This is a genomic window from Streptosporangium minutum, assembly GCF_002149035.1.
GTDB lineage: Bacteria > Actinomycetota > Actinomycetes > Streptosporangiales > Streptosporangiaceae > Streptosporangium > Streptosporangium minutum.
On record NZ_NGFP01000098.1, the window covers coordinates 14,058 to 31,011 of the forward strand.

Here is a 16,954-nt window from a genome sequence, read left to right on the forward strand (position 1 = left end):
CGACAGCGCCACCGGCGCGTTCCCCCTTCCCCTCGCCGACAGGAAAGACGACACACCATGACGACCCCCGACCCGAACGGCCCTGTGGCCCGGCTGCTCCGCTACGCCAACGAGGTTCACGCGCTGGCCGGCCGGTGCGGCAGGGAGGACCTGGCGAAGGTGCTCGCCGCGTGCGCGGGCCGCTGGAAGGACGAGTGCACCGACATCGTGGTCGCCGGGGCGCAGAAGCGCGGCAAGAGCCGCCTGCTGAACACGCTGGTGGGCCACCCCGACCTGCTCCCGGTCGACGCCGACGTCGCCACCAACTGCTTCCTGTCCCTGCGCCGCGGACCCGCGCTGACCGCCGTCGTGCATCGCAGCACCGACAGCGGGCCGGTCCAGACCCCGATCACCGTCGAGTCGATCCCCGACTACGCCTCGATGCGCGGCGACGCCGGCAAGCGCCGTGACGTCGTCAGCGTGGACGTCACCCTCGACACTCCCCTGCTCGACGGCCTGCGGCTGCTCGACACCCCCGGGGTGGACAGCCTGACCGTGGGGCACCGGCAGGTCACCGTCGCCATGCTCCAGCGGGCCGACGCGCTGCTGTTCACGCTCAGCGCGCAGGACCAGCCGGTGCTCCGGCACGAGCTGGAGTTCCTCGCCGAGGCTGCCGAACGGGTTCAGGCGATCGTGTTCGTGCTGACCAAGGTCGAGGACTCGGCCAACTGGCAGAGCCTGCAGGAGGAGAACAAGGCCCGGCTGAGGACCTTCGTGACCCAGGCCGTCGCGGAGAACCCGGCCAGGGCGGCGACGCTGTGCCCGCTGCTGGAGGCGCCCTGGATCCCGGTGAGCTCCAAGCTCGCCGAGGCCGCCGAGGCCAGACGGCGGGAGGGCCGCCAGGAGCGCGCGGACACGCTGCGCGCGCGTAGCGGCATGGACGTGCTGGAACGGCACCTGCGCGGCTTCGCCGAGGGCAGGGACTCGGCCCGGGGCGCCACCGTGGTCGCCGCCGCACTGTCGGTGCTGGGCGCGCTGACGGCCGGGGCCGAGGACGACGTCGCCGCGGGCTCGGACGACGAGGGCGACGTGACCGCCCGGCTCGCCGAGGTGGAGGCCGAGCTGACGGGGCTCGCCGAGCTGGCCGGCCGCCGCAGGGCGGGCGCGGTGGCCAACACCTTCCTCGGGCGCGAGGTGGCGGGGATCGTGGCGGCGCGGGTGGCCGAGATCCGCCAGCCGTACGAGAACGCGATCGCCACGCTGAAGACCCAGGCCCAGCTCGACAAGTACATGGCGGAGCTGCCGGAGAGCGTCCAGCGCTCGCTGGAGGCCGTCTGGTCGCAGATCGTCTACGACGTGGAGAACCTGGCGAAGGGCACCCTGAACGCCTTCGCCCGCGATCTCGGCCTCGATCCGGTGGAGCTCGCCGCCGACGGCCGGGCCATGCCCAGCCTGACGCAGGTCCAGGTCAAGGGGGATCTGGCGGCCGACGACCCGGGCCATGTGGACCTGGTCCGGGACGTGCTGCCCGCCTCGTCGATGGGGCTGTCGTTCGGCGGCCTCGCCGCCGCCCTGCTCGGCCCGGTGGGCTTCATCCTGGTCGCCCCGGCCATCGGGGCGGCCATCTTCCTGGGACGGCGCTCCCTGGAGAAGGTGCAGCGCAGCCAGGCCGCGATCAGGGGGGCGCTCCGCGACCAGTTCGCGGTGGTCGCCCGGGAGATGACGCTCGACCTGGAGCGGATGGTGGCCACCTGGCGGGTCGGCGTCGAGCAGACGGCGGACGAGAGCCTCATGCGGCGGCGCAAGGAGCTGGAGGGCAGGCGCGCCGAGCTGAAGACCGCGTCCACCCGTTCGGCGGCCGACCGGCGCAAGGCGCGGCAGTCCGGTGAGGACCGGATCACCGCCATCGCCTCCCTCACCGCGCGCGGACACGAGCTGCGCAAGGAGCTCGCGGCCGCGGTGGCCGCCCTGGGCGCCGCCCCGGCCGGGACACCCGGGAGCTGACACGCCCTCCCCGGCGCCGCCTCCCGCCCGGGACCGGCGGCCACCGGAGCGGCAGGTGCGCCAGGGGCGCGAGCCGGTCGCGGCCCGCGGATGCACCAGGGGCGCGGCCCGGAGGCCGTCAGAGCGGCAGGTGCACCAGGGTCGCGGGCCGGTCGCGGGTGGTCCCGGCCGCGTCCGCGGGACGGTGCAGGCAGAGCAGCCCCGTGGGGACCCGGGCGACCGGCTCGAACATCCCCGGCGTGCGATGCACCTCCCGCGCCCCGCCCGGAGTGACGTGCAGCAGCCTGCTGCGGCCCGCGTCCTGCATGGTCATCCACATCGAGTCGCCGTCGGCGACCAGTCTCGGGCGCTCCCAGCGGTGGCGGGAGGTGAGATGGCCGGCCAGGGTCGCCGACTGCTTGCCCATCAGGAACTCCAGCGTGTGGGACCGCTGGTCGAAGATCCTGACCGACCAGCCCCGGGCGGGGCTCACCTGGTCGGCGCCGACCGCGTAGATCTGGCTCCCGGCGGGGAACCAGCGCAGGGCGCCTGCCGGGGGCCGCGGCATGACCAGCTTGGTCTGCCCGTCCGCGGTGTCCGCCTCGAGCCCCGCCGAACTGGAGGTGAACCATCTGCCGTTGTGCAGGACCACCTGGTGGAGCCAGCTCCGCCCCGGCTCCCGCACCGTGGGGCGCACGGCACCGCCGGGATCGACCAGGCACAGCACCTGCCACGGCCTGAAGTCCTGGTGCCGGTTCTGGAATATCGGCTTGTTGCTGCTGAACTGCCCCAGGACCACCGTGCAGCCCGGCGCGCCCACGGAGGGCGACGGCTCGGTGCCGCTGGGCCCCTCCTGGTCGAGCAGGCGGCGCAGCCGGTTGTCCTCGTTCACGAACCACCGGGCATACGGGCCGAGGTCGCGGACCGGGGGCGCCTGGAAGAAGAACCCACCGCCCAGGTCGAGCTCGATCATCGCCAGGTGCCCGGTCTCCCCCCAGGGCAGGCCCACCGTGGTGTCGACCGCGACGGTCTGCCGGGGCTGGAAGAAGACCCACGCCGTACGGCCGTGGGCGATCACGGTGGGGTCGCCCCACATCTGCAGCGGATGGGTGGCTCGGATGGCCAGGTCGGGGCTGAGCGTGCGGACCAGCACCTGTGCCGGTCCGACCTGCTCCACCGCCACGACGCCCTCACGCGACGCCGCCCACTCCACCAGCCTGCCGAACCCGAGCTCGCGGTCGTGGCGGCCCTCGATCCCGTCGAGCCTGCGCAGGAGGTGACCGCTGTCGAAAGCCTGGTGGACGAAGACCCGGCCCGCCTCCGCACGCGCCTCCAGCACGCCGTCCAGCACCTTCTCGATCCCCTTGACCGTGGGACCGCCGACGGAGGCGCCCTCCCCGGTGGGAACGACCGCCTGACCTCCGGTAGGCCCGCCCGCCGTACCCGCCGGCGACCGATGCCCCGGCGGCCCCGACGCGCCGACCGGCACCCGATGGCCTCCGGACCGGCCGTCTCCGCCCGTGAAGGCCTGACGACCTCCGGCCGGGCCGACATGCGGACCGACGCGCGGACCGACATGCGGACCGGTGTGCGGGCCGGTGTGCGGGCCGGTGGTGGCCTGCGCCGGCCCGGCCGTCACCGGGCCGGTGCTCCCGGCGGGGTCGCGGTGCTCGACCTTGAGCTTCCAGGCGAGCTGCGCGGCACCGTAGGCGACGACGATCTTCGGGTCGTCGTAGGTCCGCACCCGGTCTCCGAGGCGCTCGCGCACGACCTTCTGGACCAGCGGCATCCGGCTGGCCCCACCGGTCATGAACACCGCGCCCAGATCCTCCTCCCGGATCCCGGAGCCACGGATCGTCTCGTCCAGGATGTCGACCGTCCTGACGATCTCCCCTCCGATGAGATCTTCCAGGTCGGTCCTGCTGATGTGCACGTCCTCGTTGATGCCGACCACGTAGTGGGAGGAGGTGTCGAACTTCGACAGCGACTCCTTCGCCTCCCTGGCCATCTTGAGCAGGTCTGCGGCGTAGCTCACGTAGCGCCGCTCCGGGCTCGTGGTCACCTGCTGCCACCATTCGGGGTCGAGGCGCTCGATCTGGGCGCCGAGGAAGGCGAACACCTGCTCGTCGAACCCCTCACCGCCGATCTCGTCGCTGCCGCCCGGCTCCCCCAGGACGCTGAAGTCGCCGCCGTCCACGCTGAGCACGGCGGCGTCGAAGGTGCCGCCGCCGAGGTCGTAGACGGCCAGGTGCGATCCGCCCGCCGCTCTCCCGGCGGAGGCGAAGTATCGGGCCGAGGCCACGGGCTCGTCGATGAGCACGATCCGCACGCCGCGCACGACCTTCCTGGCCGCCGCCAGGAGCACGGCCTTGCGGTCCTCGCCCCAGGCCACCGGGTGGGTCAGCGCGACGCAGTCGGGCGCCGCACCGTCGAACCGCCGCCGCCCCTCGGTCACGAACAGCTCAAGCAGAGCCGCCATGGCGTCGGTCACCTCCACCGGGACCCCGCCGAGCAGCATCCGGCCGCGGCCGACGTAGCGCTTGGGGTTGCGCTCGACGCGTTCGGGGCTGATCGCGATCCCCCGCTGGGCGACCCGGCCGGCCACCAGAGTTCCGTGCTCGTCGAGCATGACGGCGGAGGGAATGCGCCGTTCTCCCTCGACCTCCAGGATGTCGAAGCGTCCTTCGGCGGCTATCACCCCGGCGGAGAAGCTCGTCCCGAGATCGACACCGAGGCACCACTGCGCCATTTCCCCTCCTCGTAGATACGGACCCGATCATCTCGCATCCACGGACCACGGCGGGAGCGCGGGCGGGCACGCCGGGAACGGTCCAGGGACGCGCGAGGACCATCGGGGCGAGCGGCCACGCTCCTCCCGCCCGCGGTGGTCCGTCCCTACGGCCGGTAAGAGTCCGCTCCTCCGGCCCGTGAGAGTCCGTCCCTACGGCCCGCGGTGGTCCGTCACTCCGGCCCGCGGGAGTCCGGTGATCTTCCCGGTGCCCCGCGGCGTGCCGTCAGGCGTCGCCGGTCCCGCCCTCGGAGCGGACTGCCAGGGCGGCGAGGACGCGGGCGAACTCCGGCGGCGGAGCCACCACCAGCCGGGTCTGCCCTTCCTGGCTGACCAGGTCGGCCCGGATCAGGGTGAGGCGGCCGTCGTGCCACCAGTAGACCTGCGGGCTGAGCGCGCCGGCGCCCCGGTCGAACTCCCGCAGCGCCAGCAGCCGCAGCCGCTCGATCGCGCGGACCACACCGATGCCCTCGACCGCGTGGACGACCAGCGTGGCGGGGTCGGGCAGCACGACGAGCACGCCGTCGGCGGGAACGGTCAGGTAGTCGTCCAGGCGGCGCAGGTGGGCGGCGGCGCTCGCGGCAGGGCCGCTCAGCCGCCGGATCGCCACCCCGCCGAGGTCGGCCTCGGTGACCGAGAGCGGCTCGTCGACCTGGACGTTGCCGGCGGCCAGGTCCAGCGCCTGGGCGGCGGTGATCGGCCAGCAGCCGACCTCCTCCGGGCGGACCGGGCGTCCGGCGGCGCCGTGTCCGACGGTGAGCACCTCCACCAGGTCGGTGCTGAGGTGACGGCCGACCACCCGGGCCGTCCCCAGATCCTCGTCGAGCCGGATCCGGGTCCGCAGCAGCGGGCGGACCTGGGCCAGGTCACAGGCGTCGAACGGCTCGTCCACCGTCGCCAGGGCGTGGGACAGGTGCTCGGAGACGAGCATCGGCCAGTCCTCCCGCGAGCGCCGGCGCGCCTCCGCGTGCAGCCCGGTCAGCCGCACCACGATCCGGCGGGGGCCCGACAGCGTCAGCGTGCCTCCGTCGGGGGCGAAAGAGCAGGTGTATCCCAGAGATTCGGCGACCAGCGCGAGCAGGGAGTCGAGATCCACTTCTTCGACCGGACGCGACGGCCTCTCGGCCTGCCGGTCACGATGCCGGTCGGTCTGCCGGTCACGGTGCCGCCGGAACAGCCTCACGCATGCATCCCCTCTGCCGGTTTCCTCCTAGGTCCGCACCTAGACTGCCTCCACGGGGTCGATGATTGAGCCGGTCAGAGAGCACGATTCTGCATCAATAGCACCAAGTGCCCCTAGAAGCACACTGAACTGTGGTGATCCGTGCCCCACCGGCAATCCGGCGATCACCGGCACCCCGAGCGGTGCGAGCCGCTCCTCCAGCGTCGGATAGGGATCGCCGCAGCCCTCCCAGGAGCCCAGGACGAACCCGGCGGCGCCGTCCAGCGCCCCCGACCGCAGAAGCTGGGTGAGCATCCGGTCGATCCGGTAGGGGTGCTCGCCGACGTCCTCCAGCAGCACGATCCGCCCGCGCGCCCGCAGTCCGTACGGCGTGCCGCACAGCGCGGCCAGCAGGCTGAGATTGCCGCCCGTGACCGGGGCGACGACATCGCCCGGGACGATCACCCGATCGCCGGTGATCGGCGGCGCGCCGCCGAACAGGGCCGCGCTGAAGTGCCCGAAGGAGCGGGGCTCCGGCCCGCCGGGGTCGCTGATCGTGGTGCAGGCGGGCATGGGCCCGAACCAGGAGGCGATGCCCAGCTCGACGGCGAAGGCCCGGTGCAGCGCGGTGACGTCGCTGGAGCCCGCCAGCGTCTTGGGCCCGGCGGCCCGCAGCGCGTCCCAGTCGAGCAGGTCCAGGATCCGGGTGGCGCCGTAGCCGCCCCGGGCGCAGATCACCGCGGCCACGGCGGGATCGCACCAGGCCTCCTGCAGGTCCGCGGCCCGGTCGGCGTCGGATCCGGCCAGGTAGCGGTCCCGGTCGAGCGCGTGGGCCCCGATGACGACCTTCAGGCCGAGTCCTTCGAGGACGCGGGCGCCGCGCGCCAGCCGTACCGGATCGGGAGGCCCGCACGGAGCCACCAGCGCCACCACGTCGCCGGCGCGCAACGGAGGCGGGACGATCATGCCTTCTGGCCGGGCTGCGATGGACGTGGCCGGTTCGTTCACCTCCCAAACGGTGCCACACTGGGCTCACATATGCGACCTCCGACCCACATCCTCGTGGTCAACGGGATCAAGGTCCGCCAGCCGGTGTTCGTGCTCTCCGCCCCTCACTCCGGCGCGGATCTGCTTGCCCGTGCCCTGAAGCGTTCCCCCGGCTTCCACGTCACGATGGGGCGTCCCTCGGTGGCCCACGTCGTGTACGCCTTCGCCCGGCGCCCGTCCATCGCCGGCCGGGGCATGGGCGCCACCCGCGTGCTCCGCGACGCCCTGGCCGAGGCCTGGCAGATCGTCCCGGGCGCGTGCCTCGACTGCCCGGCGGCGTGCCGGGAGGCGGGAGGCGTGACCGGGGAGGGTCCGTGCGCGGAGCCGGGTACGGTCGCCCGGTTCGGCGACGCCAGCCCCGACCTGCTCTACAGCGCCTCGGTGCTGCTGCAGGCCTTCCCCGACGCCCGGTTCGTCCAGCTCATCAGGGACGGCCGCGACGTGGCTGCCGACATGCTGGCCGACCCGGCGGCCCTGTCGTGGTTCAAGCCGGTCATGCTGAGCGACGAGACGGAGTTCCCCAACCCGTTCCTCGGCGTCAACTCCGGAGAGCACCGCGACCGCTGGAAGGCGATGCCCACGGCCGGCAAGTGCGCGCTGCGCTGGCGCAGCGCGGTCCGGCTGTCGGCCACCCTCCGCCAGGAGCTCCCCCGCGAGCAGCTGCTGACCCTGCGCTACGAGGACCTGGTCTCCTCCCCCGCCGAGACGGTGGAGGGGCTCTCGGCCTTCCTGGAGACCCGGGTCTCCAAGGTCGCCCTGTACGGCGGGAGCGCGCCGAAGGTGGGCGCCTGGCGCACCCGGCTGCGGGGCCAGGACGCCGAGCTGGTGGAGAAGGTCGCGCGCGAGGAGCTCAGCCGCCTGGGCTACCAGTGACCGGCCGGGCTCACGGCTCCGAGCTGAACTGGGTGCGGTAGAGCTCGGCGTAGACCGCGCCCCTGGCGAGCAGCTCCTCGTGACGGCCCCGCTCCACGACGCGGCCGTCCTGGACCACCAGGATCTGGTCCGCCTCGCGGATCGTGGACAGCCGGTGGGCGATGACCAGCGAGGTCCGCCCGGCCAGCGCGATCTTGAGCGCCTGCTGGACCGCGACCTCGGACTCGGAGTCCAGGTGCGCGGTGGCCTCGTCGAGCACGACCACCCGGGGCGCCTTGAGCAGCAGCCTCGCCAGGGCAAGGCGCTGCTTCTCACCGCCGGACAGCCGGTAGCCCCGGTCGCCCACCACGGTCTGGAGCCCCTCGGGCAGTCCCTCGACCAGGTCGGCGATCTGCGCGGCGCGCAGCGCCTCCCAGATCTCCTCCTCGGTGGCCCCGGGCCTGGCATAGGCGAGGTTGGCGCCGATGGTGTCGTGGAAGAGGTGGGCGTCCTGCATGACCACGCCCACGGTGTCGCGGATGGAGTCGAGGGTGGCCTCGCGCACGTCCAGGCCGTTGATCCGGACCGCGCCCTCGTCGGCGTCGTAGAGCCGGGAGACCAGGCTCGTGATGGTCGTCTTGCCCGCGCCGGAGGGGCCGACCAGCGCGATCATCTCTCCTGGCCGGGCGGTGAAGGTGATCCCGCGCAGCACCTCCTGGCTGGGCCCGGTGTCGGGCCGGGCCACCGCCTCCAGGGAGGCCAGCGACACCTCCGAGGCCGCCGGATACCTGAACCGGACGTCGTCGAACTCGACGGAGGCCGGTCCGTCCGGGACGGCCCGGGCGTCGGGCCGCTCGGCGACCATCGGCTCGAGGTCGAGCACCTCGAAGACCCGGTCGAAGCTGACCAGCGCGGTCATCACGTCGACGTGCACGTTGGACAGGCTCGTCAGCGGGCCGTACAGGCGCATCAGGAGGGCGGCGAGGGCGACGAGGGTGCCGATCTCGAAGACGTCGCCGACGGCCAGCAGACCGCCCCCGCCGTACACCAGGGCGGTCGCCAGCGCCGCGACCAGGCCGAGCGCGACCCGGAACACCGTCCCGTACATCCCGACCGTGACGCCGACGTCCCTCACCCGTCCGGCCCTGCGCCCGAAGGCGGCGGCCTCCTCGTCCGGCCGGCCGTACAGCTTGGCCACCATCGCGCCGGCGACGTTGAAGCGCTCGGTCATCATGGAGCTCATCTCGGCGTCGAGCTCCATCTGCTCGCGGGTGAGCCCGGACATCTTCCGGCCGACCCACTTGGCGGGGAAGATGAAGATCGGCAGCAGCACGAGGGCGACGGCCGTGATCTGCCAGGACAGCACCAGCATGGCGCCGAGCACCAGCACCAGCATGACCACGTTGGACACGACCGAGGACAAGGTGCTGGTCAGCGCCCGCTGCGCGCCGATCACGTCGCTGTTCAGCCGGGAGACCAGGGCGCCGGTCTGCGTCCGCATGAAGAACGCCACGGGCATGCGCTGCACGTGGTCGAAGACCTCGGTGCGCAGGTTGTAGATCAGGCCCTCGCCGACCCGCGCCGAGAACCAGCGCTGGGCCAGGGTGAGCCCTGCATCGGCCACCGCCAGGACCGCGATGACCACCGCGAGGGTGACCACGACCCCGGGCCGCTTGGGGATGACCCCGTTGTCGATGATCGCCTTCATCAGCAGCGGGTTGGCGATCACGATGCCCGAGCCGATCACGACCAGCGCGAGGAAGGCCGAGATGTGCCGTGAGAACGGCCGCGCGTAGCGAGCGATGCGCCTGACCGTGCCCGGCGTCAGACGCTCCTTGGTCACGGAGCTGTCACGCCGCAGCGAGCGCATCGCCTGCGGGCCGAAGCCCCCACCCATCATCGCCATCTGGCCTCCTCTCCCGGTGCGAGCACCGGGAGAGGCACCTCCATTCCCCCGTCAGCTTCCGGCGAACAGCGACTTGATCCGTACGACCTGCTCACGCCGTTCGGCCGCGCACTGCTCCTCCAGCGTGCGCCCGGAGGCTCCCTGGAGCAGCCGCTTGGTCGCCGTCGCCGCGTCCCGGCCGGTGGCCAGCAGCGCGGCGGTCAGGTCGCGTACGGCCCCCTCCAGCTCCTGCGGCGCGACGACCAGCTCGGCCAGCCCGATCCTGGCCGCCTCCTCCGCTCCCACGGTACGGGCCGTGAGGCAGATCTCGACGGCGCGGGACAGCCCCACGAGATCGACCAGCGGCTTGGTGCCGGTCAGGTCGGGGACCAGCCCGAGTGCGGGCTCCTTCATGCAGAGTTTGGCGTCGTCGGCGAGAACTCGCAGGTCACAAGCGAGCGCAAGCTGGAACCCGGCACCGATCGCGTGCCCCTGAACGGCCGCGACGGAGACGATGTCGGGACGTCGCAGCCACAGGAAACCCTGCTGGGCCTGCGCTATCCGCTGCTCGAAGGTCGAGCTGTCGAGTGTCGCCGAAGCCGCGAACGAGCCCTGACCGGGAACCCCCTCGGGGGTGAACATCCGCAGGTCGATGCCTGCCGAGAAGGACGGCCCCTCACCTCTGATCACGACGATTCTCACCTGCTGCGGCAGGGTGTCACCGATCTGAGCCAGCGCCGACCAGGTCGCGAACGTCTGAGCGTTCCTCTTCTCCGGCCGGTCCAGCGTGATCGTCGCGATCTCGCCGTCCACCTCGAAGCGCAGACCGACCTCCTCGAGGGAGATCTTCTCCGCACTCCCCCCGAACGCCACTTCCGCCATCACCCGTTCTCCCACCTGTCGTCTGCCGTCTCGCCCGAGCCTATCGGCACTCTAGAATGAGGTTCTACAGGCTCGAGCGGGACGTCTCAGCATGGGGACGAGCGGCTGCGGACGCGCGTTCCGAGGCGGGGTCAGCGCTTTGACTTACCTCGGGTGGCGCCGCCGCGCCCGCGCAGAGTCACACCGGACTCGCTCAGGATGCGGTGGATGAAGCCGTACGACCGGCCGGTCGAAGCGGCCAGCGCCCGGATGCTCTCACCGGCGCTGTAGCGCTTCTTTAGATCGGCGGCCAGTTTGTCGCGATCGGCCCCGGTTACCCGGGTGCCTTTCTTAAGAGTCTCGGCCACGAGTACCTCCTGTAGTGCCAGACTTCCGCAGCGTTACTCACGCCATGATCAGTCATTTCAGCGAGATCGGCTACCTACTCCATGGGAAAAGATCCGTACCCGCTCAAATTAAGATCAGGCAAGTGCCACAAGATCGGAAAATTCGTCGCTCCAAGCGTCTTCAACTCCGTCAGGCAGCAAGATCACCCTATCTGGTTGTAGAGCCTCGACAGCACCCTCATCGTGCGTGACGAGCACAATCGCCCCAGAATAGGACCTTAGTGCCGAAAGAACCTGCTCTCGACTCGCCGGATCGAGGTTGTTGGTGGGCTCGTCGAGGAGCAGGACGTTGGCCGCCGACAGCACCAGGGTGGCCAGGGCCAGCCGGGTCTTCTCGCCTCCGGAGAGCACTCCGGCGGGTTTCTCCACGTCGTCGCCGGTGAACAGGAACGAGCCCAGGACCTTGCGGAGCTCGACGTCGGCGAGCATCCCCCCGGCCGAGCGCATGTTCTCCAGAACGGTCCTGTCCGGGTCGATCGTCTCGTGCTCCTGGGCGTAGTAGCCCAGTTTCAGGCCGTGGCCGGGCTTGACGGCGCCGGTGTCGGGCTGCTCGATGCCGCCCAGGATGCGCAGCAGGGTGGTCTTGCCCGCACCGTTCAGGCCCAGGATGACGACCCTGGTCCCCTTGTCCACGGCCGCGTCCACGTCGGTGAAGACCTCCAGCGAGCCGTAGGACTTCGACAGCCCCTGCGCGGCGATCGGGGTCCGCCCGCACGGCGCGGGCTCGGGGAAGCGCAGCTTGGCGACCTTGTCGCTGCGCCGCTCGACCTCCAGGCCGGAGAGCAGGCGCTCGGCGCGGCGCTGCATGTCCTGCGCCGCCTTGGCCTTGGTGGCCTTGGCCCGCATCTTGTCGGCCTGCGACATCAGCACGGAGGCCTGCTTCTCGGCGTTGGCGCGCTCGCGCCTCCTGCGCTTCTCGTCGGTCTCCCGCTGGGCCAGGTAGGTCTTCCAGCCGACGTTGTAGGTGTCGATCGTCGCGCGGTTGGCGTCCAGGTGCAGGACCCTGTTTACCGTCGCTTCAAGAAGCCCGACATCGTGGCTAATAATGATCAAGCCGCCCTGATGCGATCGTAAAAAATCACGAAGCCACCCGATTGAGTCTGCATCGAGGTGGTTTGTCGGCTCGTCAAGAAGGAGAGTCTCCGCTCCGCTGAAGAGGATCCGGGCCAGCTCCACCCGCCTGCGCTGCCCTCCCGACAGGGTCTCCAGCGGCTGGCCCAGCACCCGGTCGGGCAGCCCGAGGCTGGAGGCGATCGAGGCCGCCTCCGACTCGGCGGCATATCCGCCCAGCACGTGCAGCCGGTCCTCCAGACGCCCGTAGGCGCGCACCGCGCGGTCCCTCCTGCGCTCGTCCTCGGAGGCCATACCGAGCTCGGCCTCACGCAGCTCGCGCAGCACGTCGTCCAGCCCGCGCGCGGACAGGATCCGGTCGCGGGCCAGCACCTGCAGGTCGCCGGTGCGCGGGTCCTGCGGGAGATAGCCGACGGCGCCGGTGGTGGAGACGGTGCCCGCGGCGGGAGCCCCCTCACCCGCGAGCACCCTGGTCAGGGTGGTCTTGCCCGCCCCGTTACGGCCGACGAGCCCGATCTTGTCACCGGGATTCACCCGGAACGACGCGCCCTCGATGAGCAGCCGGGCCCCGGCGCGCAGTTCGATGTCAGAAGCTACGATCATGGTTGGAGAACACTCCCAGACTGGAAATAAACCGGCTCACCTCGCTGTGGCCGAACCCGCCGCGCCCTGTCTCCTCCGGCTCTCGGTTCGGCTGTCTCGCCTCATCAGGGCGGCGTCAATCGGAAGTGCGCATACCGATCAGTGTACGGCGCACACATGGCCGCTTCTGCATGATTATTCGGGGTCGATCACCTTGATGCGGACCGCTCTGAACTGAGCGGGGGTGTCCCGGAGCACGACCAGCCGGGGATCGGGGACCGTCAGGAAGGGCGCGGTCTCCAGCGCGAAGATCGCGGCGAGCCTGCGGTCGGGCCGCAAGGCGTCCACCGCGCGCCGGTCGCCGCCCAGGATCACCGCCTCCAGCTCGGCCACGTGCGGGCCGAGGATCCGCAGCGCGACCTCGGCCGCCGCGTCGTGCGCCTGGCCGGCCTGGTTCTCCCTGCGCCGGGCGAAGCGCTGCTGGGACCAGCCGCCCGCCGCGCTGCGGCCGTGGACCTGCCGCGACCCCACCTTGGAGGAGACGAGCTCGTCGCCCTGGAAGATCCCGGCCGCGTGACCGCCGAGCCGTACCAGCAGCACGCCGATCCGGCGCTCCGTGCGCGCGTGGGTGATCAGGCGCGCCAGCGGCCCGCCGCCGGCGGAGGTCAGCGGAGGGAACGGCACCTGGCATTCGGCCACCGCGCCGTCGGCGCCCCGCAGCCGCACGACCCCCTCGGCGGCCGTCACGTCCGGCGGGCCGTGCCGCTCGACGAAGCCGTCCAACCAGCGGCCGAGGCGCTCGGGGCCGACCGAGACCCAGCGCCCCCCTCCTTTGGCAGGTCGTGACGTCATGGGACGGGACACTACCGCTCGGGTCTCCCCCGGCCACGGGCCCTGCGACCGCCGGCTCCAACGAACAGCGAAATATCGGTGAACATCACCGAACGTGGCTTATGTGATTGCTGAGAGTGGTCCATCCTCTGTACGTGGCGAGTCGAACGCACCTCCTCCCGGCCTCCGCGGCGGCCAACGTGGAAATCACGCCGATCGTCGATCTCGACACGGGGGGCGTCATCGCCCTCCAGGCGGTCGGCGACCACCACGGCAACGTCGCCTCCCTCGCCGGGACGCTCCTCGGCGCGGCCCGCAGCGAGATCCTGCTCCCGCTGGTGCTCGGCCTGCCGGCGGAGGCGGTGATCGGCGGTTCGGCCGCGCTGGCGCCGCTCCACGAGGCACTGCGCGTGTCCGGGCGCCGGCCCCGCGAAGTGATCCTCATGCTCCGGGGCGGCTTCTCCCAGGCCGAACGCCGGTCCCTGATCACCGGCCTGGACGGGCTGCGCGCCATCGGCTACCTGATCGCGGTGGGCGACCTGGGAGCCGGCCACATCCCGATGGACCTGCTCACCGACGCGGCGCCGTACCTGGCGGTGCTCTCCCCCGAGCTCATGGCGCGCGTCGCCCGCGACCCGCGCCGCGCGGTGCTCGCCGAGGGGCTGGCCAGGCTCGCCCGCGAGGTGGGCGCGCACGTTCTGGCCCCGGGCGTGACCGAGGAGGCGCAGCTCTCCGCGGTCCGCGGCTGGGGTGTACGGCTGGCGCAGGGCCCGCTGCTGGTCCCGGGCCCGTCCGGCCGGGTCCACGTGCCGCTGCCGGTCCTCGCGCAGGAGCCGGTGCAGGCCCTGCTCGGCCCCCGCGTCCAGGAGTTCCTGCTGCCCGCGGTGACACTCCCCTGCGAGGCCACCGCGGAGGACGCGGTCGGGGCCTTCGGCAGCGAGCCCTCGATCACCAGCGTGATCCTGGTGGACGAGTACCAGCGCCCGAAGGGCAGCCTCGACCGCAGCCGCTTCCTGCTGTCCATCGCCGGCCGGTTCGGCCACGCCCTGCACGGCAAGAAGCCCGCCGGGCGCCTGGCGGACTCCGCCCGCACGGTCCCCAAGACCACTCCGGCCATCGCCGCCATGCAGGTCGCCGGCCGCGACGCCGAACGCGTCTACGACGATCTGGTCGTCGTGGACGAGGTCGGCCGCTGCATGGGGATCGTCCGGGTCTCCGACCTGATCCGCCAGGTGGCCGCGGCCCGTTAGGACCCCACGCCGGCTGGACGCTCCCGCCCCGCCGTCCGTCCTGCTCCGCCGCCTGGCCTCGCCTGGGCTCCCGTCCATGCCCGCTCCCCACGGCCTCCCACCGGCCGGGTCCGGTGGCGAGCCGCCGCACGGGAGGCTCGCCACCGGAAGTTCCCGGCCCCTGGCCTTTACATTGTAGATTTATCGGTGAGCGCCTCGGCCCACCTGGCGGTGTCGGTGACCTGCACGAGCTTGACGATCAGACCGTCCCTCAGGTGCAGGTCGTGGGCGAAGGCCGCCTCGTGGGCGCGGCCGGTGGCCCGCGCCGTTCCGCGGTAGTGACCGAGCACCACCACCCGGTCGGGCCCCGACCAGACCTGCTCCTCGGGCTGCGGGCCGGTGTCGAGGTGCCGGAAGACGGTCCCCCAGCAGTCGCGGAGCATCGCCTCCGGCCCCCGGTGCGTGCCTCCGACGCCCAGCGGCATGCCCGCGCTCACCACCCCGGTGAAGTCCGGGTGCAGCGAGGCGAGGATCTCCCCCGGATCACTCGCGGCGAACCCCTTGTAGAGCCGCTCGACGGCGTTCATGATGCCTCCGACAGTTTTAGAGAGTAATCTCTATAACTATGCGGGCACCCCGTCCCGACGGCAAGCCCGCAGGACGACCCCTACTCCCGAAATGCCCTTATGCTAGAACTTAGGGTTACCTAATATGAGTTGATCGGGAGTGGCATATGGCAGATGACAGGCCCGCACGGAAGACGACTCGTGGCGAGGTGAAGCGGGTGGAGTGGCTCACCCCGCACATGATCCGGGTGGTGCTGGGCGGCGACGGGCTCGCGGGGTTCGGCGCGGGCGAGTTCACCGACCACTACGTGAAGCTCCTGTTCGCCCCGCACGGGGTGACCTATCCGGAACCGTTCGACCTCGCGGCGATCCAGCGCGACCTGCCCCGCGAGCAGTGCCCCACCACCCGCACCTACACCGTCCGCGCGTGGGACCCGGAGGCGGTCGAGCTGACCCTCGACTTCGTCTACCACGGCGACAGCGGCCTCGCCGGCCCCTGGGCCGCCCGCGCGCGGCCCGGCGACGAGATCCACTTCTTCGGCCCCGGCGGCGCCTACGCGCCCGACCCGCAGGCCGGCTGGCACCTCCTGGTGGGCGACGAGAGCGCGCTGCCCGCCATCGCCGCCTCTCTGGAGCGCCTGCCCGCCGGCGCCCTGGCCCACGTGTTCGTGGAGGTGGCCGGCCCCGAGGAGGAGCAGCCGCTGGACACCTCCGCCGACGCCAAGATCGTCTGGCTGCACCGGGGCGGCGCGCCCATCGGCGAGGCGCTGGTCGCCGCCGTACGCGAGCTCGACTTCCCCGCGGGCAACCCGCACGCCTTCGTCCACGGTGAGGCCGGCTTCGTCAAGGAGCTCCGCCGCCACCTGCGGACCGAGCGCGGCATCCCGCTGCCGCAACTGTCCATCTCCGGCTACTGGCGCCTGGGCCGCGACGACGAGGCCTGGCGGTCCTCCAAGAAGGAGTGGAACCGGCAGATCGAGGAGGAGGAGGAGGCCGCGGCGCTGTCATCCTGAGCCCCGGCGAGGGCCGTCCCGGGTCAGAGCCAGCCCTGGGTCTGGGCGCGCTGGACGGCCTCGATGCGGTTGCGGGCGTGGGTCTTCTGGATGGCCGAGGACAGGTAGTTGCGGACCGTCCCCTCCGACAGGTGCAGGCGCCGGGCGATGTCGCCGACGGTGGAGCCGTCGACCGCGGCGGCCAGGACATCGCGCTCACGGGGGGACAGCGGGTTGGGGCCCGCGCTGAGCGCGGCGGCGGCCAGGCCGGGGTCGATGACCCGCTCCCCGGCTCGGACCCGGCGGATCGCCGCGGCGAGCTCGCGGGCGGGACTGTCCTTGACCAGGAAGGCCGCCGCGCCCGCCTCCATCGCCCGTCGCAGGTAGCCGGGGCGGCCGAAGGTGGTCAGGATCATGATGTGGCAGCCGGGCAGGACCTCGCGGATCCGCGCCCCGGCGGTGATGCCGTCGCCGCCGGGCATCTCGATGTCGAGCAGCGCGACGTCCGGCCGGGTCCTGAGCGCCACGTCGAGCGCCTCCGGCCCGGAGGCGGCCTCCCCCACCACCTCGATGTCGGGCTCCAGGCCCAGCAGCGAGGCGAGCGCCCCGCGGACCATCGCCTGGTCCTCGGCCAGCAGGACTCGGATCACGCCCCCGGCCCCCCGGCCCCCGGGACGGCGATCCGGAGGGCGAAGCCGCTCTCCCGCGGCCCGGCGGAC

The 16,954-nt window shown here is 72.2% G+C and carries 14 protein-coding genes; 4 read left to right on the top strand and 10 right to left on the bottom strand.

Annotated elements, in window-relative coordinates; genetic code table 11:
* The first annotated feature begins 57 nt into the window (after window positions 1-57).
* Window positions 58-1,983: a dynamin family protein gene (locus CA984_RS21425; protein ID WP_086575110.1), complete on the top strand. Its 1,926-nt coding sequence runs from the start codon at window positions 58-60 to the stop codon at window positions 1,981-1,983.
* 118 nt (window positions 1,984-2,101) lie between these two features.
* Here CA984_RS21425 and CA984_RS48770 read toward each other — a convergent pair whose 3' ends face one another.
* From CA984_RS48770 to CA984_RS21440, 3 genes are all read right to left on the bottom strand, one after another.
* Window positions 2,102-4,711 carry an Hsp70 family protein gene (locus CA984_RS48770; RefSeq protein WP_086575112.1) on the bottom strand — a complete coding sequence of 870 codons (2,610 nt, stop codon included), beginning with the start codon at window positions 4,709-4,711 and terminating at the stop codon, window positions 2,102-2,104.
* 265 nt (window positions 4,712-4,976) lie between these two features.
* Entirely contained in the window at window positions 4,977-5,933 is a 957-nt protein-coding gene (locus CA984_RS21435) for a hypothetical protein (RefSeq protein ID WP_086575114.1), read from the bottom strand.
* 39 nt (window positions 5,934-5,972) lie between these two features.
* On the bottom strand, window positions 5,973-6,878 hold the full coding sequence (locus tag CA984_RS21440; RefSeq protein ID WP_086575116.1) for a S66 peptidase family protein: 906 nt from the start codon (window positions 6,876-6,878) through the stop codon (window positions 5,973-5,975).
* 72 nt (window positions 6,879-6,950) lie between these two features.
* On the opposite strand from CA984_RS21440, the gene CA984_RS21445 reads away from it, so the two are divergent.
* The gene (locus tag CA984_RS21445; protein WP_086575118.1) at window positions 6,951-7,832 is read left to right on the top strand and encodes a sulfotransferase family protein; all 882 of its coding nucleotides are present in this window, start codon (window positions 6,951-6,953) and stop codon (window positions 7,830-7,832) included.
* Window positions 7,833-7,842: 10 nt separating this feature from the next.
* On the opposite strand, the gene CA984_RS21450 is transcribed toward CA984_RS21445, so the two are convergent.
* From CA984_RS21450 to CA984_RS21470, 5 genes are all read right to left on the bottom strand, one after another.
* Window positions 7,843-9,717 (bottom strand): ABC transporter ATP-binding protein, encoded by a 1,875-nt coding sequence (locus tag CA984_RS21450; protein ID WP_086575119.1) that lies wholly within the window; start codon window positions 9,715-9,717, stop codon window positions 7,843-7,845.
* Window positions 9,718-9,768: 51 nt separating this feature from the next.
* The gene (locus tag CA984_RS21455) at window positions 9,769-10,578 is read right to left on the bottom strand and encodes an enoyl-CoA hydratase/isomerase family protein (RefSeq protein WP_086575122.1); all 810 of its coding nucleotides are present in this window, start codon (window positions 10,576-10,578) and stop codon (window positions 9,769-9,771) included.
* Window positions 10,579-10,709: 131 nt separating this feature from the next.
* Window positions 10,710-10,925: a helix-turn-helix domain-containing protein gene (locus CA984_RS21460; RefSeq protein WP_012892441.1), complete on the bottom strand. Its 216-nt coding sequence runs from the start codon at window positions 10,923-10,925 to the stop codon at window positions 10,710-10,712.
* 114 nt (window positions 10,926-11,039) lie between these two features.
* A complete protein-coding gene (locus CA984_RS21465; protein ID WP_086575125.1) occupies window positions 11,040-12,638 on the bottom strand; it encodes an ABC-F family ATP-binding cassette domain-containing protein in 1,599 nt (532 codons plus the stop codon).
* A gap of 174 nt (window positions 12,639-12,812) precedes the next feature.
* Window positions 12,813-13,469, bottom strand: a complete 657-nt coding sequence (locus CA984_RS21470; RefSeq protein ID WP_086575127.1) for an acVLRF1 family peptidyl-tRNA hydrolase — start codon at window positions 13,467-13,469, stop codon at window positions 12,813-12,815.
* Window positions 13,470-13,603: 134 nt separating this feature from the next.
* On the opposite strand from CA984_RS21470, the gene CA984_RS21475 reads away from it, so the two are divergent.
* On the top strand, window positions 13,604-14,698 hold the full coding sequence (locus tag CA984_RS21475; RefSeq protein WP_242676082.1) for an EAL domain-containing protein: 1,095 nt from the start codon (window positions 13,604-13,606) through the stop codon (window positions 14,696-14,698).
* A 167-nt stretch (window positions 14,699-14,865) separates the two neighbouring features.
* Here the strand turns inward: CA984_RS21475 and CA984_RS21480 are convergent, their stop codons facing one another.
* Window positions 14,866-15,264 carry a nuclear transport factor 2 family protein gene (locus CA984_RS21480; RefSeq protein WP_086575130.1) on the bottom strand — a complete coding sequence of 133 codons (399 nt, stop codon included), beginning with the start codon at window positions 15,262-15,264 and terminating at the stop codon, window positions 14,866-14,868.
* A 146-nt stretch (window positions 15,265-15,410) separates the two neighbouring features.
* Here CA984_RS21480 and CA984_RS21485 point away from each other — a divergent pair, with 146 nt between their 5' ends.
* The gene (locus CA984_RS21485) at window positions 15,411-16,256 is read left to right on the top strand and encodes a siderophore-interacting protein (RefSeq protein ID WP_086575132.1); all 846 of its coding nucleotides are present in this window, start codon (window positions 15,411-15,413) and stop codon (window positions 16,254-16,256) included.
* 23 nt (window positions 16,257-16,279) lie between these two features.
* Here the strand turns inward: CA984_RS21485 and CA984_RS21490 are convergent, their stop codons facing one another.
* Window positions 16,280-16,885 carry a response regulator transcription factor gene (locus tag CA984_RS21490; RefSeq protein WP_086575134.1) on the bottom strand — a complete coding sequence of 202 codons (606 nt, stop codon included), beginning with the start codon at window positions 16,883-16,885 and terminating at the stop codon, window positions 16,280-16,282.
* Between the last annotated feature and the right edge of the window lie 69 nt (window positions 16,886-16,954).